The 16,877-nt window shown below is 40.0% G+C and carries 14 protein-coding genes; 12 read left to right on the top strand and 2 right to left on the bottom strand.

Going from position 1 to position 16,877, the window contains the following annotated elements; genetic code table 11:
• Positions 1–211 precede the first annotated feature (211 nt).
• From ftsY to IEY09_RS09100, 11 genes are all read left to right on the top strand, one after another.
• Positions 212–1,795 (top strand): signal recognition particle-docking protein FtsY, encoded by a 1,584-nt coding sequence (ftsY, locus tag IEY09_RS09150; protein ID WP_188870763.1) that lies wholly within the window; start codon positions 212–214, stop codon positions 1,793–1,795.
• Positions 1,796–1,798: 3 nt separating this feature from the next.
• Positions 1,799–2,500 carry a cell division ATP-binding protein FtsE gene (gene ftsE / locus IEY09_RS09145; protein ID WP_037423627.1) on the top strand — a complete coding sequence of 234 codons (702 nt, stop codon included), beginning with the start codon at positions 1,799–1,801 and terminating at the stop codon, positions 2,498–2,500.
• Positions 2,497–3,462 carry a permease-like cell division protein FtsX gene (gene ftsX, locus IEY09_RS09140; protein ID WP_037423624.1) on the top strand — a complete coding sequence of 322 codons (966 nt, stop codon included), beginning with the start codon at positions 2,497–2,499 and terminating at the stop codon, positions 3,460–3,462. Before ftsE ends, ftsX begins: the two co-directional genes overlap by 4 nt.
• Positions 3,463–3,692: 230 nt before the next feature.
• Complete coding sequence (gene rpoH, locus IEY09_RS09135; RefSeq protein ID WP_047537943.1) at positions 3,693–4,550, top strand: RNA polymerase sigma factor RpoH; 858 nt, start codon at positions 3,693–3,695, stop codon at positions 4,548–4,550.
• 402 nt (positions 4,551–4,952) lie between these two features.
• On the top strand, positions 4,953–5,318 hold the full coding sequence (locus IEY09_RS09130) for a hypothetical protein (protein WP_023266424.1): 366 nt from the start codon (positions 4,953–4,955) through the stop codon (positions 5,316–5,318).
• 162 nt (positions 5,319–5,480) lie between these two features.
• Positions 5,481–5,810, top strand: a complete 330-nt coding sequence (locus IEY09_RS09125; RefSeq protein WP_188870762.1) for a hypothetical protein — start codon at positions 5,481–5,483, stop codon at positions 5,808–5,810.
• Positions 5,811–6,004: 194 nt separating this feature from the next.
• Positions 6,005–6,532, top strand: a complete 528-nt coding sequence (locus tag IEY09_RS09120) for a fimbrial protein (protein ID WP_188870760.1) — start codon at positions 6,005–6,007, stop codon at positions 6,530–6,532.
• Between the two features lie 67 nt (positions 6,533–6,599).
• Positions 6,600–7,337, top strand: a complete 738-nt coding sequence (locus IEY09_RS09115) for a fimbrial biogenesis chaperone (protein ID WP_188870757.1) — start codon at positions 6,600–6,602, stop codon at positions 7,335–7,337.
• A 41-nt stretch (positions 7,338–7,378) separates the two neighbouring features.
• A complete protein-coding gene (locus tag IEY09_RS09110; RefSeq protein ID WP_229777809.1) occupies positions 7,379–9,961 on the top strand; it encodes a fimbria/pilus outer membrane usher protein in 2,583 nt (860 codons plus the stop codon).
• A gap of 13 nt (positions 9,962–9,974) precedes the next feature.
• On the top strand, positions 9,975–11,348 hold the full coding sequence (locus IEY09_RS09105) for a fimbrial protein (RefSeq protein WP_188870754.1): 1,374 nt from the start codon (positions 9,975–9,977) through the stop codon (positions 11,346–11,348).
• Positions 11,349–11,406: 58 nt separating this feature from the next.
• Positions 11,407–12,063, top strand: coding sequence for a fimbrial biogenesis chaperone (locus IEY09_RS09100; RefSeq protein WP_188870752.1), 657 nt, complete (start codon positions 11,407–11,409; stop codon positions 12,061–12,063).
• 46 nt (positions 12,064–12,109) lie between these two features.
• On the opposite strand, the gene IEY09_RS09095 is transcribed toward IEY09_RS09100, so the two are convergent.
• Both IEY09_RS09095 and IEY09_RS09090 read right to left on the bottom strand, forming a co-directional pair.
• Positions 12,110–15,700 carry a response regulator gene (locus IEY09_RS09095; protein WP_188870750.1) on the bottom strand — a complete coding sequence of 1,197 codons (3,591 nt, stop codon included), beginning with the start codon at positions 15,698–15,700 and terminating at the stop codon, positions 12,110–12,112.
• Positions 15,697–16,323, bottom strand: a complete 627-nt coding sequence (locus IEY09_RS09090) for a response regulator transcription factor (RefSeq protein ID WP_088586326.1) — start codon at positions 16,321–16,323, stop codon at positions 15,697–15,699. Before IEY09_RS09090 ends, IEY09_RS09095 begins: the two co-directional genes overlap by 4 nt.
• Positions 16,324–16,636: 313 nt before the next feature.
• Here IEY09_RS09090 and IEY09_RS09085 point away from each other — a divergent pair, with 313 nt between their 5' ends.
• On the top strand, positions 16,637–16,780 hold the full coding sequence (locus tag IEY09_RS09085; protein ID WP_229777802.1) for a helix-turn-helix domain-containing protein: 144 nt from the start codon (positions 16,637–16,639) through the stop codon (positions 16,778–16,780).
• The last annotated feature ends 97 nt before the right edge of the window (positions 16,781–16,877 follow it).

Raw genomic sequence — 16,877 nt, 5'->3', positions numbered from 1 at the left:
TGCCCCCGTGATTTTGCCTGAAGAAAGAAAGTGGTAGACTATGCCACCTTTATAAAGGCCACTATTTTATATCAAACTCCTAGTAAAAGGTGAGAAGGCTGATAGAGCAGAACTAATTGCCGACTTTTTGGGCGTAATTGCCGCGGTAATCTGGTATAACGGCAGGGTCTTATTTTAAATTCAACACTGAAGTAGAGCGCTGGAATTACACATGGCAAAGAAAGGTTTTTTCTCCTGGTTTCGTAAAGATAAATCACAAGATGAGGTTGTCGAGCAAACCCCAGTCTCTACTCCATCGCAAACCGAGCAAGCCGAAGCATTAGCAAAGCAGCAAGCTGAAGAAGCCCGTCTCGCGGCTGAAAAGGCGGCCGCCGAACAGGCTCTAGCCGACAAATTAGCAGCCGAAAAAGCAGAAGCGGAAAGAGTTGCCGCAGAACAAGCCGCAAAAGCCCTAGCAGAGGCACAGCGTGTTGCCGAAGAGCAAGCTGCACAGTTAGCCGAACAACAGGCGGCTGAAGCCGCGCGCTTAGCAGCGGAGCAAGCGCAGGCTGAGCAGTTAGCCGCTGAAAATGCCCAAGCGGAAAGAGTCGCCGCAGAACAAGCCGCAAAAGCCCAAGTAGAGGCACAGCGTGTTGCCGAAGAGCAAGCTGCGCGTTTAGCCGAACAACAAGCGACCGAAGCCGCGCGTTTAGCGGCGGAGCAAGCGCAGGCAGAGCAGTTAGCCGTTGAACAAGCACAAGCCGAAAGAGTTGCCGCAGAGCAGGCTGCTGAAGCCCAAGCAGAAGCAGAGCGAATTGCCGCTGCACAGGTCCAAGCTGAACAACCCCTTGAGCAACAACCCGAACCCCAGGCAAAACCCGCCAAAGAAAGCTTCTTCGCGCGTCTAAAACGCGGCTTAATGCGTACTAGCGAAAATATTGGTAGCGGTTTCATCGGGTTATTCCGTGGTAAAAAAATCGACGATGAACTGTTTGAAGAGTTGGAAGAACAGCTTTTAATCGCCGACGTGGGTGTCGAAACCACTTCACGCCTTATCCAGAGCCTGACCGAACACGCGTCGCGCAAGCAATTAAAGGATGCCGAAGCACTCTACGATCTGCTGCGCGATGAAATGCAAAAGACACTCGATCCTGTGGCAATCCCATTAGTGCCTGAAAATGCTAACGGCCCCTATGTGATTCTTATGGTCGGTGTTAACGGTGTGGGTAAAACCACCACGATTGGCAAACTGGCAAAGCAATACCAGCGCCAAGGTAAGTCTGTGATGTTAGCGGCGGGCGATACCTTCCGCGCAGCAGCTGTGGAGCAATTACAAGTTTGGGGCCAACGCAATAATATCCCTGTGATAGCCCAACATACCGGCGCCGACAGTGCCTCGGTACTTTTTGATGCGCTGCAAGCGGCTAAAGCCCGAAAAATTGATGTATTAATTGCTGATACAGCGGGTCGCTTACAAAACAAGTCGCATCTGATGGAAGAGTTAAAGAAAGTAGTGCGAGTGATGAAGAAACTCGACCCAGAAGCGCCGCACGAAGTGATGCTGACCTTAGATGCGAGCACTGGCCAAAATGCGATTAGCCAGGCGCAGCTATTCCAAGAAGCCGTTGGCGTTACCGGCATGACCATCAGCAAGCTCGACGGTACCGCCAAGGGCGGCGTGGTGTTTGCGATTGCCGATAAGTTTAAAATCCCGCTACGTTATATTGGCGTGGGTGAGCAAATTGATGATTTGCGTACCTTTAATTCTAAAGAATTTATTGATGCCTTGTTCACTCAAGAGAAAGCGGATAGCTAATTTATGATTGATTTTCAGCAGGTCAGTAAGATTTATCCTGGTGGCCAAATGGCGCTGGAGGAAGTGAATTTTCATCTACAAAAAGGTGAAATGGCATTCTTAACCGGCCATTCGGGCGCGGGTAAGAGTACCCTGTTGAAATTAATCACAGTGATCGAGCGCGCCACCACTGGCCGTGTGGCGATTAATGGCCACGATATTGCCAAAATCAGCCCCAAACACGTGCCCTATTTGCGTCGCAATATTGGGATGATTTTCCAAAATCATCATCTATTGATGGACAGAAGCGTATTCGACAATGTTGCCTTACCATTAGTGATTGAAGGTTTCTCCCATGGGGAGATCCGCAAACGGGTCGCTGGCGCGTTGGATATGGTGGGTTTATATGGCAAAGAGCGCCATAACCCCATCATGTTATCCGGTGGTGAGCAGCAACGTGTCGGTATCGCCCGCGCGATCGTTAATAAACCGCCACTATTGCTGGCAGACGAACCGACGGGCAACTTGGACCCTAAATTGTCGATGGATATTTTGCGCCTATTCGAAACCTTTAACGATGCAGGCACGAGCGTGCTCATTGCCACCCACGATCTGGGACTGATCGCGCGGATGAAATACCGCACTTTTACCTTGAAGCAAGGGCGTATGCTCGGTGCCCAGGAATTACATCATGGACACGCGACTGCTCGAGGTAATGCGCTATGAGTGATAACGCCAAATTAACGCGCAGTAAGTTGCCCATCTCAGGGCGCATCGTGATGTTTTTTATTCGTCATGTGCAGCAAGCCATGGCGAGTATGGGCGAGTTATGGCGCAGTCCCGTTTCTTCTTTGATGACGATGGCGGTGCTTGGGGTGAGCTTAAGCTTGCCCGCAGCACTGCAAGTGCTAGTTAAAAATGCCGAGACTATTACCACTTCTTGGAATAGCGCGGCGGAGATTTCACTTTTTATCGATGAAAATCGCAGCGAGCAGACTATTCAAAGTTTGTTAACGCGTATCCGCGCTTATCCCGAGGTAGAAAAGGTACAGTATATCGACCGCAATCAAGCGCTTGAGGAGTTTCAGCGTCTATCTGGATTTGGTGAGGCGTTAGCCTATCTTGATAAAAATCCGCTGCCAGCGGTAATAACCGTGACACCAACCCAGCGCTATTCCACGCCAGTGGGAGCCCGCGAATTATTGACTAAGCTTGAGCGCGAGCCTGAAATCAGTTTTGGTCGCTTAGATATTGAATGGTTAGAGCGGCTACAGGCTGTGGTGCGTTTACTCGAACGAACAGTAATGGCGATTGCGGCGTTACTCGTCTTGGCGGTGGTATTAGTGATAGGTAACACGATTCGCTTAGCCATTATGAATCGCCGTAGTGAAATAGAAGTGATGAAGTTAGTCGGAGCAACCGAGGCATTTATTCAGCGTCCCTTCCTTTATACCGGTATTTGGTACGGAGTGATTGGCGGTGTATTAGCTTGGCTTATCATTAACTTGTTGGTTTGGTATCTGGATTCTGCCCTAGCCGAATTGCTCGGTTTGTATGGTAGTCAGCTAGAGATGAAGTCTCTGACCTTTACCGAACTGCTACAATTAGTGGGCTTGGCTTCTTTCTTAGGTTGGCTAGGTTCTTACCTTTCGGTAAGGCAACATTTAAGATCGATTGAACCTTCTTAATGATCAATCGTTTATAGTTTAAATACCTTGATAAATATGGCTGGCGATGAACTTTTGTTCACTTGCAATGTCTATTCAACGGGGTTAAAAGTAACACCCCAGACGAGCGAAGGTTGACATACTCTGTCAATTAGCCGATAGTTCGTCAGCTCATCCTTAGGGTGTTTTGAGTGAAACCACAGGATGAAATTGACTTATATTTGATAAGTAGCAAGAAAGTAGGAGCGCGAATGACCTTTCAAACGCAATCAATGGCACTAACAGTCCCTCAGGGCAGCAGTAGTTTAGAAGCTTATATCCATTCAGTGACTAGCATGACAATGTTAGACGCTGAGACTGAGTATGAGTTAGCCAAGCGTTTGCAGGAAACGGGTGATCTGCAAGCAGCGAAGCAACTGATTATGTCGCACTTACGTTTTGTGGTGCACGTTGCTAAGGGCTACTCAGGTTACGGTCTGCCGCAGGCGGATTTGATCCAAGAAGGCAACATCGGTCTGATGAAAGCGGTTAAGCGTTTCGATCCCGATGTGGGTGTCCGTCTAGTGTCTTTTGCTGTGCACTGGATTAAAGCTGAAATTCACGAATATGTGCTGAAAAACTGGCGCATTGTTAAAGTCGCTACCACCAAAGCGCAACGCAAGTTGTTCTTTAATATCCGTAAAGCGAAAACTCGCCTCGGTTGGTTTAGCGATGATGAAGTCGCAATGGTCGCAGAAAACTTAGGTGTCTCTAAGGCCGATGTGACAGAGATGGAATCACGTATGGCGGCGCAGGATCCTGCGTTTGATCTGAGCAGTGATAACGATGATGAGCAGGATTTTGCCCCAGTGCAATATCTTGAAGATCATTCATCGGATTTAGCCGAAAACATCGAAAACGATAACTGGGAATCTAATGCCCAAGGTCGTTTATTGTCGGCCATCAAAACCTTAGACGAGCGTAGCCAGCATATTCTGCGTGCCCGTTGGTTAGACGATGATAAAACTACTCTGCAGGAATTGGCAGAAACCTATCAAGTATCGGCAGAACGTATCCGCCAACTTGAGAAAAACGCCATGAACAAGCTTAAAGCCTGTATGGAAGCCTAATTAGGCTACGTTTTCTTTCAAGACAAGATATCAAAAACCTGCTTCGGCAGGTTTTTTGTTGTCTAGATTTCACTAATGATGGTGAAAATTAGTTTGTTTATAGCATATTTAACTCTTTCTAAGGTTTTTCGTCGTTATTAACGGAATTGTCCTACAGCATTCTCTAGTGAATCCTTCTTAAAATATGTTTACTTTTGAGCCTCATTCAAAAGTGATTATCGAAGCTTGATATCGATAGTGTTGCTCTTCGCATTATGGGTTTGGCTTTGTCATTTGGTAAGGATGCCTTAGGGAGTTAGATTGAGTCGTTATGGATAAAAATTAACAGGGAATTCAAATCTAACATGGCAAAGTTTAATACCCATTTTGCGGTTTTTTCATCAATATGTAGGTCAGATAATTATGGTCACTATGGTTTCCAAATTAGCCCTATCTTCAGAGCCTGGTTGGGGAGTTGCTTTCAGAAATGGGGCCTCGATTGAGGCGTATCAGCAGAGCCTATTTTGGCTATTAAGCAAGGGTATGCCCTGTGATATGAGAGATATTACCCTAAGCGACTTTTTAGGATCGATTGTTGTTGTTTGCCAATTTTCATTGCAAAAGTTGGTTGAATTTCTTGATTTTAATGAAATTCCATACTTCTTAGAGGATGATAGAGTTCGTTGGCTATTGCCGAGTAATATATCAAATATCTATTATATTCAGTGGAAAAAACACACGATAGAATTAAATAATTCAGAGCTTTATGGAGGAAGTATACTAAATTAAAGTTTAAAATTTCATATTTATATTAAATTTTAGTGTGTCATCTCAAAATTTAATCAGTTATTCATAGTAAATAATTTGTTGTTAATTTTGAAAAATTAGCTTCAGACATCTCTATTCTGGCCGATACTTATCATGTGTCCTTAACGCCGGAAGAGGTGCTTTATGAGAAAATTAACATTTTGGGGCAAGCTCTGTAGTGCTGCACTACTCATTGTGGGTTTGAATTCAGTGGTAGCTGCAACAGAGTTTAGTACCCTTACATTTCGAGGTGAGGTGGCAGAACCTAGTTGCTACTCTGATTTATCTTCCATCAGTTGTTATAATCAATCTACACATCAATTCGACACTCAAGCAATATCCTTTAACTTTTCCGAAATCACTTCTATTGATGGCATTGCCAAAAATATTCCAACTAATTTTAGCCAAATAAACTCACTGGTCTTTAATCAGTTGGATAGAAATGAAGTGATGATTTCATTTAATTATAACTAATAGTAACTTCGTTTAATTATAGGCAGCCATAATATTTAAGGCTGCCTATATAATTGATATTAGTTGATCAGACATTTCCTACAGCAGTGCAAGGTTAGTCCTATGGGGACTGCTGAATATTATTGCTATTGTATACGCAGGTTTAATAAGTAAACCCATTGTATCATTAACAATTTTATGGGATCGAATTTCTGATGAAAAAATTAACTCTTTCTGCACTAGTTTTAACTGCTTTATTTGGCGCTAATGCTCACGCAAATAATACTATTACTTTCTTAGGTGAAGTTTCTGATCAAACTTGCGAAGTTGCTATCAATGGTGCAACTGCTAATCCAACGGTATTATTACCAACAGTTTCAACTGCTGATTTAGCTACCGCTGGCTCTGTTGCTGGTGAAACACCATTCACTCTGTCTGTAAGTGGTTGTACTATCAATGCTACTCAAGCTCTTCCAATTAAAACTGTTTTCGTTGGTAACAGCGTTACTGCAGCTGGTAACTTAGGTAACACAGGTACTGCAACAAACGTATCGCTACAAATTTTAGATGCTGTTGGTGGTAATGCTGTTGATTTGACTGGTGTTGCAACAGTTGATGGCTTGAATGTAGCCGCTGGTGATAGCACTGCATCACATGACTTTGCTGTTCAATATTATGCTGAAGGTGCAGCAACAGCAGGTACTGTAGTTAGCTCTGTTCAATACGCGATTTCTTACCTGTAATTAAAGCTAAATTCTGATCTTGCTCACTCAGCTCTCTGAGTGAGCACTCCGGCTTTGTGGAAATAATATGTCAATTCTTCCTTTATCTGTGCGCTTATCAGTTCTAATTTCATTACTAATTATCGTTTTCCCATCGAGTGCAAGTGTTGTGATGACCAATACTCGAGTGATTTATCCTAGTGATGCTAAAGAGCGTAGTGTTCAGTTAAGAAATAATGATAGTTTTCCAAACGTAGTTCAGGTTTGGACAGATATTAATAATTCTGAGTCTACTCCTGAAAATGCAGATGGTCCATTTTTAGCGTTACCAGCGATCTTTAGAATAGAGCCTAATCGAGGACAATTATTCCGCTTAATATACAGTGGTGATAATCTTCCTAAAGATCGGGAAAGCTTATTTTATCTTAACTTTTTACAAATTCCCCCAATATCTAAAGATAATGCGGGTGAAAACCAGATGTTAGTTATGCTTAAAAATAGAGTCAAGATTTTTTATAGGCCAGTTGAGATTAGGTCGAATCCTGAAAATATTGGAAAAGAAATTAGCTTTAACGTGAAAAATATGAATGGTGGTATAGAGGTTGATGTTAATAATAAATCGCCATTTTATGCTTCATTTGTGGACGTGAAACTTATCTCGGGCAATCAAGAGCTTAAAATTCCAGTTGATATGGTTGAGCCAAAAGGGAATAAGCTTATTAAGGTATATAATCAACAGTTTGTTTCTATTCATCCAATGAAAGTTAAATTCACTATCGTCAATGATTTTGGTGGGTTTATAAAGTATGAATATGAAATAAAATAATAAAATTAAGTGAAATGTCTATTATGAGAAAGTGTATTACATTGGCCACAAAGTTATCCTTATTGGGCTTGTTTTATTGCAATTTTGGTGTTGCGCCTTTATTGATTGCCGACGAGCTTAAAGAGGATGATTTTCAGGAGTTTACTTTCGATGATAGCTTGCTTTTGGGTGGTGGCTACGGAGAGAGCTACCTCGCCCGTTTTAATACGGTAGGACAGGCTACACCAGGGAAATATCAGGTTGATATTTATATTAATGGCATACGCGTAAGTCGGCAAATTGTTGATTTTGTGAAGGAAGGTGAAAATGAAATCTATCCATGTCTTGATGCCAATTTTTGGAAAATATCACCAGTCATTTCTACCTATATCAATCAAGAATTACTAGATAAACAATGTCAAGCACCTGAGCTGACTGTGAATGGTGCAACAGCTAAATTCGACGTTGAAAGATTGAAGTTAGACATAACAATTCCCCAAGCTTATATGCAAAAATCTCCTAGAGGATATGTGCATCCTGAATTATGGAACATGGGAGATACTGCAGGATATATTAGCTATAACACCAACCTTTATCAGACAAATAGCTCGGGTAATGGCGGTGATATGCGTGCATTTTATACTGGGTTTAATTCTGGAGTAAATATTGGTTTATGGCGTCTGAGAAATCAATCTAGCTATAATTACAATGATTATGATAGCAATTCTAAAGATAATTTTAATTCAATAAGAACTTATGCTATGCGCGCGCTACCTAATATAGAAAGTGAATTACTACTTGGTGATTCATATACCCGAGGTAATGTCTTAGGGAGTTTACCTTTTACTGGGTTTCAGTTGCAGACGGATAATCGAATGCTACCCGACTCGCAGAGAGGTTATGCGCCTGTTGTACGAGGGTTAGCTAATTCTACTGCAAAAGTTGTTATTAAACAGAATGGTATTGCAATATACCAAACGACTGTCGCCGCAGGGCCATTTGTGATCAATGACTTATATCCAACGAGTTATGAAGGTGATTTAATTGTAGAAGTCACAGAGGCAGATGGCAAAATTTCTGACTTTACTGTTCCGTTTAGTGCGGTTCCCGGTTCAATTCGGGAAGGTCACTCACAATATGGTTTATCTGCTGGTGAAGTGAATTATTTAGGGTCTGGTAATTACTTTATCGATTTGAATTATGAGTACGGCATTAACAATATGCTGACCCTAAATTCGGGTGGACGGATTGGTGAAGATTATTATGCACTCAGCCTTGGAACAGTTTTAGGGACTGAGTGGGGAGCCGTTGGTATTACAGCTGTCCACTCTTTTTCTCAGCTCTCGAAGGAAGCTGGCCTTGATGATTGGGAGAATGGTTGGCGTTTAGGCGTTAACTATAGTCGTTCTTTTGAGACGGGGACCTCTGTAGCACTTGCTGGATATCATTATTCAACTGAGTCGTTCCGCGAATTGAATGATGTTTTAGGCGTACGAAAAGCGCTTGAAAGATCAGATATTTTCACGTCTGAGACCTATAAGCAACGAAGCGAGATGAGCTTGAGTATTAACCAAAGCCTTGATGACTACGGCTTTCTGTATGTCAGCGGCTCTAAACGACAATATAGGGATGGTCGAGATGATGATGACCAGCTACAACTCGGTTACTCGGTCAATCTAGGTCAATGGAGTTTAGGGCTGACATTCTCTCGTCAATATTCGAGTCAAGTCCCAGTGCAGTATGCTTATAACGATGATTATCTTGACTCGTTAACAGATTTTAACGCTCCACGAACCAAGGAAGATCTGCTGAGTTTGACGATTTCTATCCCCTTGGGGAGTCGGCAATCAAACATGGTCAACATGGGAGCCAGCCATTCATCGCGCGGAATGAATAGTTACAACATGGGCGTATCTGGAACTGTATTGGAAGACCAATCTTGGACGTATGGTGTAAATGCTTCATTACAGAGTGATGATGGTACAAGTAAGAGCCTTGGAGTGAATACACAGAAGCGATTTAGCCAAGCAACGCTTTCGGGCAGTTACTCAATAGCAGATTCCTATCAACAAATGAGTGCTGGAATAAGTGGTGCTGTTGTTGCTCATGCCGGCGGTCTGACATTAAGCCAAAATTTAAGTGATACCTTCGCTATTGTTGAAGCCAAAGGTGCAAATGGGGCAAAAGTGATTAATAGCTGGGGGACTGAAGTTAATTCCGCCGGTTATGCCGTTATACCAACATTGACCCCCTATAGAATGAACCGCGTGACGTTGGACTCCGGAAACATGCTTGGTACATCCGAATTACTCGAGACCCAGCAGCAGATTGCGCCTTATGCTGGGGCAATTGTGAAGTTGAAGTTTGAGACTCGCGAAGGCTATGCCGTGTTATTTATGACTCAAAAGACCAGTGGTGGTGTTATTCCTATTGGTGCGGAAGTGGTCGATGAAAATGGCCAAATATTAGGTATGGTTGGCCAAGCTGGAATGGCTTATATCCGTACTCCTGCATCTAATGGGCATTTAAAAGTGACCTGGGGTGAGTTGAGTGAACAAACTTGCAGTTTTGATTATGCCTTATCAGACGCTGAGTTATCGTCCGAACTGGTGCGTATGCCTGTTAATTGTCAGTCAAGCATCTAGGAGTGAATAGGATATGTTTAAGAGTGTAACTAACGAAAATTGTTATAAGTTTGCAGTCACTTTTTTGTTGGCTTCGGGACTATTAATCGCCAGTGGTGCGAATGCAAAATGTCAACGTATCTCAACCACTACTACGAGTCCAACCAATGGATCCTATGTTGACCCTCTGTATGGTAAAACCGCAATTTGGGATGGTGCACATGACTCCAATCGTGGTGACCTCAATTTACCCATAGTGCATATATCAGATACCGCATTTCAACCTAATGGAACCATGTTAGCGTCATCAATAGTACCGTTTATTACTTACGGGCAAAGAGGAGGTTATGATCCTGAACAGGTACTGTTTCGTTGCGATGCAGCGGATGAGAATGAAATCTTTGAATACTATTCGGTAAATGCGGACAATGCATATAGTGGTATGTATGAAGATGGTGTTGCTGATGGTGTGGATAAAGGATATTCAACATACATAAAAAATGTTGTTGCGAGGCTTAAAAATAATCAGAGTGGTGAATATTTTTCGCGTATATGGCAAAAGCGGGCAATGACAGGACTAGACCGAGATGCACAAGGGCGTATTTTAGTGAAAGCGAAAAACTTCACTGATATTACGGTAGAGTTATTTAGGATCCGGGATGTTAGAGGTGTTAGTGGTAGCAGCGCTATTAATAGGCCATACGAGAGTGCTTATACCTATAATCAACCTGCGGGTTATATCGCGTTTGGTGGCCCAGGAATAACTCATCCCACGGAGGGAATCGACCATATATCGCATTATCCTGGTTGGTACGCGCAATGGCCAGGCAATATTAGTTTTTATCAACAAATGCTAGTAAGACGTACTCCTGGAACTTGCTCCGTAAGTAGCGTTGCTCCCTATGTTCTTTTTCCTACAACTACAATCAAGGAGCTTGAGCAGGGTCACTCTGTAAACGTCAATATGTCATTGAGCTATAGGTGTCAGGGGGATTTTATTTCGGGCACTCAAGCTGGAAATTTTGCTGTTGGCTTTAAGATTGATACAAATAGCTTTAATAGGGCTAAAGCTATGGGACTAACAGATCAAGCCGCCGTGAGTCATCTGTTGAGCCGAAACTATGGGAGTCCTGGTTATGCACAAGGGGTTGGGGTGATATTGGAACGTGAAGACGGTCTTACACAACCATTTGTGATTAAAACTTTCCCAGATCTTGGAACGGGAATATATGACTCCAGTAAGGATGGTTGGCGCAAATTCATTGGTACAAATATTGACTATGATCCGATTAATAAAGTGACTATTTTGCACGAAACCTATACGGCAAAATTAACCAAAATACCGGGTGTGACCGTTACGGCAGGTAAATATTATGCACAGGCTCAAGTGCTTATTCGTGTTCAATAAAATAGCTATCTTAGGCTTCATCTTGTTGGCCAGTACAAACTGTATTGCAGGCGTAGTCATGGATAAAACCAGAGTCGTTATGTATGACAATGAGCAAGCACAACAGCTAACATTGGCTAATACGAATGACTTTCCTGTAATCACTCAATTATGGGTTGATGATGGTGATATCAATGCTACGCCAGAAAATACTAAGGCGCCAATAATGGTTGTGCCTGGAATGTTAAAGTTCACCCCAGGAGAACATAAAAGTATTCGATTGATCAATTTGAATCACACTGAAAAGCGTGATCAGGAAGAAATGTATTGGCTAAACATTTATGAAATACCGCCTCAGCCAGGTAACGATGTATCTAGTTCTGATAATCAATTGATGATTTTAACCATAAGAACACAAATAAAAGTATTTTTAAGGCCAATTAAATTAAAAATGCAGCAGGATACAAGATTTGATAAACAATATTTTTCTATTGATAATAATAAATTAACAATAAAAAATGATTCACCATTTTTTATTGTTTATAGTAAGGTTTCGATTTCAGATGGTTTTAATGAAGTTGAAATTTATCCAGAAACCTTGTCGCCATTCTCTAGCAAATCCATTAACATAGTTAGTCAAGACAAAGTGTTAAATTCTAAAGATATTAAAATTAAGTTTGACTACATTGATGATGATGGTGTTATAAACTCGAGACATACTAAGTTAATAAATTAGCCAAAAGGGCTATCAGTGCTCTTTTGGCTTAAATTTTTTAGTGAAATTATTCAATAGAATTGTTTTTCTCTATGTAATCTGAAATTTCATTGTCTAATTTTTCTAGCGTATCAATGAGTAATAAGAAATCATTTTCAAGTGAGTTATGGCTTGATTGCTCAAGGATTTCACAACATGCAACAAGTCTTTTCGCATCAATTATTCTTGCAGCGCCTTTAATTTTATGGGCAATATCTTTAATTCTTTGGTAGTCCATACCTTTTTTAGCTTGGATTAAAGTCTCTTTGTCTGATTTATTACTCTTAGTAAGTTCAGTAAGTAGTTTTATAATCAGCTCTTTATTGTTACCAGTTAGGTTATTAACAACATCAGGTGAAAAACTGATCTCGGAAATATCACTATTATAAACTTGGTTGTGAATTAATAGTGCATCACTTAATTCTTGTAAGCTAATAGGTTTAAATAAACAATTATTCATTCCTGCCTTTAAACATGCGTCCTTAACCTCTTTTTGAGCATTAGCAGTATAGCCAATTATAATAGGAGCAATCTTACTATAGTGTTTTTCAATATTTCTTATATTCTTGCAAAATTCATATCCGTCCATCTCAGGCATATTGCAATCAGTAATAATGTACTGAATTTCGTTTTCTTTAAAAAGATCAATAGCAGATTTTCCATTGTCAGATTCAATAACATTATGACCTAAAAATTTTAATTGCTGAGCAAGTAATAATCGATTTGCTGGGTGATCGTCCACAATGAGTATATTATAGGATTGTTCTTCCTTATGATAATCTATTATCTGTGTTTCTACTATTTTTGGTAGTTCTTCGAGTAAATTTAATCTCAGCTCCATTCTAATCTCTGTTCCTGAGTTTAGCTGGCTTTTTAATTCTAATGTTCCACCCATCATTTCACACAATGAACGACAAATCATTAATCCTAATCCGGTTCCACCATATTTATTATGGGATTCATGACCTTGTGAAAATGGCATAAAGAGTTTTAGCTGATCTTCCGGTGAAATTCCTATGCCTGTATCTATAACCGTGAAAATAAAGCAACATTGGCTGTTACTTAGATTCGCACAACTGACAGATATTTTTACGCTGCCAACTGCGGTAAATTTAATTGCATTGCCGATTAAATTTGATAGTATTTGCTTTATCCTCATGGGATCTACTAGCACATCATTTTTAATATGAGTATCAAAGTTAAGCTCTAGTGATAAGCCTTTTTGATGTGCTAGTCCCTCAAACACCCTAACCACGGAAGTAACAATTGATTTTAAATTGGTTCTTACTGGAGATAATGTTAATTGCCCTGCTTCAATGCGTGCTATATCAAGAATGTCGCCAATAAGTTCAAGTAAGCCGTTTGCAGAGTCGTAAGCTACTTTAATCGTGTTTAGTTCCGAAACTGGTAAATTTGGACTCTTAAGCGCTAACTCTAACATGCCAATTATAGCATTCATTGGGGTCCTGATTTCATGGCTCATAGTCGCTAAGAAAGTGCTTTTGGCTTGGCTTGCCGTATCTGCAACTTCTTTTGCATTTTCTAACTCTTTAATTAATTTGACTCGGTCACTAACATCTATCCATCCGCCAATAATACCTTCAATATTTCCAGCATCGTCACCATAGGATTTGAACCAGTGGTAAATATTATATTTTACACCGTCAATATGTAACTCTCTATCTTTAAATATGGGAATGCCGTCCTCTAAAGCTTGTATATATTCCTTATCAACCAGAGGTGCCTCAATAGCACGAATAGTTCCTTCTATAGTTGTTTTGTGCAATAACTCTTCACGTGAAGAATTGAATGTTCTAAGGTAACTTTCGTTACACATAGTAAGTTCACGTCGTTTATTTCTTACATAGATGGGGTGTGGTATAGCATCAACGATCTGTTGCATAAATAACAATTGCCCATCAAGAGCTTTTGTTGCTTTTAGCCGCTGTCTATAGTGTTGTCTAGTGTATAGTGTCCAACCTATCGATACTAAAATTAAAATTAATGATGAAATTAAAATGGTATAAATTGTATAACGATAATCTTTCCAGGTCTGTTTTGCTGGTAGAGAATTACTTCTCCAGTAATTTTCTAAAGTTTGTAGTTCGTTTGGTGGTATCGCAATTAATGTTTTGTTAATAATGTCAACCAGTATGTGCTCTTCCTTTTTCACGGCAAAGTTAGCCGCGGCAGTCGGAATTTTCTCCACCACCTCTTTAACTTCAAGTATGTCATCAAAATAGCCATGGTTATAATAGTCTGCAATATTTAATGGTATAATGGTGTAATCAGCTTCACTGTTTTTTACTGTATCTAGAGCCTCGATAAAGTTAGATGTTAGCTTTATCTCTTTAAATTTAATATATTGTCTAGTATATTCTTCAATAGCATGACCACGGGGTATTGCTATTATCGGATCATTAATTTCAACGTTGTTTTTCCTTTGGACAATAATGTAAGGTGAGCTGGAAAATTCTGATGAAAAGTCAAAAAAAATTGCTCTGTTTTTATTTGGTGTTAATATGGTGATATATGGCGTTTTGCTTTTTAAAACTAGTTCCTGCTGCTCATTAAAGTCTTTTGAAGATGTATAATCAATATCTAATCCAGAGTATAATCTTAATAACTCCAAGATCTCAATTGCGTATCCTGCAGGACGTCCTGAACTATTAAGATAGGATAGAGGAGCCATATACTCGTTAAAGACAACATTTATTTTTCCATTCCTTTTTATCCAGTTTTTTTCTTCTTCATTAAATATAGGCAATTCGCTTTTTTCTGGAATAATATATCCACCTCCACTCCATCGTTTACGAATTAGTCGGCTTTCATCTTTAGATATTGTTTTTATCGCTTTATTAAAAATTTCTAGCAGCATATCATTGGTATCACTAGCTGCAAATGCAATGCCTTTTGAGTCGATATGTAAGTAATCGTCTAGCTGAAGCCTCTTGTAAAATGTGTTATTTATCATGTAATTTGCTGAAGATAAATCCATGATAACAGCATCAGTTTTACCAAAAGCCGCAGCAGCAACTGCTGCTTGTTTTGTTGGATAGTTGATGATCGTTTTATTCGGGAAGTATTCTTTAACAACTTTATCTGCTAAGTAATCATATGCCATTGAGATCGTTTTGACCTCAGCATTTAATGACGTATTTTTAAATAATGCTGGACGATCTGAGATATAGGGTATGGATAGCTTTAACCCGTTATATTCTTCGTAACTATTTGCTGTGGTTAGTAAGTCCACATCTCCATTTTTGACTGCATTAATTGCGTCTTCTCTGACTTTAAAACGGATAATTTCAACCTGTGTATGGAGAGAATCTTTTATTAGCTGTAAAAAATCTGCACTAATCCCTTGATAGTATTGACTTTCTTTATCAGCGATATCATAGGGATGGAAATTAGGCTCAGTTATTGCAATTCTTATGATTTTAAATTTTCTCAGGTATTCTTCTTCGGATTTAGTTAATGCTGTACTCTCAGCTTCTAGATTCGGATGTCCCTTCAGTAAAAAAGTATCACTATCGAGTGTGTGTGCAGTTGATTTGTGAAAAGATAATATAGTGATGGCTATTATAATAATTGGATTTATTATAGTCGCAATTTTCATGATAAATTATGTCTCTTCGCAATTTCTATTATGTCTACTAGTGTTTTAGCGTTTAGTTTTTCTAAAAGTCTAGTTTTATAAGTGCTGATGGTTTTATTACTAAGCAACATCCTATCAGCAATTTCTTTATTAGATAACCCTGTTGCGAGTTGTTGCAATACAACCATTTCTCTAGTTGAGAGTTTTTTAATTAGTTCGGCTTCATCCTGACTAGACTTTGAGATCACATTGCTATTTGCCAATATTGGAAAGTAGGAGTGCCCTGAAAGAATTGCTTTTAATGCACCTGTTACTTCTGTTAAATCTTTTTGTTTTGAAACAAAACCAGATGCTCCCGCTTGAATACAGCGAGAAACAAAGTGCTCTGATGGTTGTGCGGTTAATACTAATATAGGTGGATTATTATTTAATCTTCGTGATCTATCAATTACTTCCAGTCCATCAAGTTGTGGAATTCCTATATCTAAAATAACAGCATCTGGTGATAGTTCTTTAATTAACCTGAGAGCATCGACGCCATTATTAGTCTCACCAATAATATTAAAGTTATTTTGCTCAAGAATAATTTTCAATGCCAAGATTACAACCGGATGATCATCAACTATTAATATTTTTTTCTTCATCAATAAAACTCCATAACCATTATGTACAGATTTTATCCTTTGTAAGCTCTTGTAGGAAATACTAGATAGCTATTCGGATATTTCCTACGCAGTGTTCAGGCATTTCTTTTTTAAAATTATCGTAGGATAGACGAAATGAGAACTATTTTTTACTACTCATAACATTTAGGTGGCGCCCTTTACGTATGTTGCAACTTGTAGCGACTTGTGGCGCAACCTATCTAAGTATAGCTATTTATCTGCAACTGGAAGCTGTAGTTCATTCTGAAAGGATACTATGAGATTTTAGATGGTTAGATTTGAAGGACATTTGATGAGTAAGATTCGGGTATTAGTCTTAGAAGATCATCCCTTTCAGCGTGCGGTACTTGAATATAACTTAGCTTCGTTTGCTGATGTTGAGGTATTTGCATTTGGCTGTGTTCAGGGGCTTTGTTTCCTAAATCAGTTGAACTAAAACCATAGCTGGTGATCTGATCGGCATAGCCTATCAACTCACCCATCAATCGTGTCAAAACCTCGCTATAAAACAACTAACTGGAAGCAATACAATC

The sequence above is a fragment of the Shewanella xiamenensis genome (genome assembly GCF_014647135.1).
Lineage (GTDB): Bacteria > Pseudomonadota > Gammaproteobacteria > Enterobacterales > Shewanellaceae > Shewanella > Shewanella xiamenensis.
This window is presented reverse-complemented; position numbering and strand designations above follow the sequence as displayed.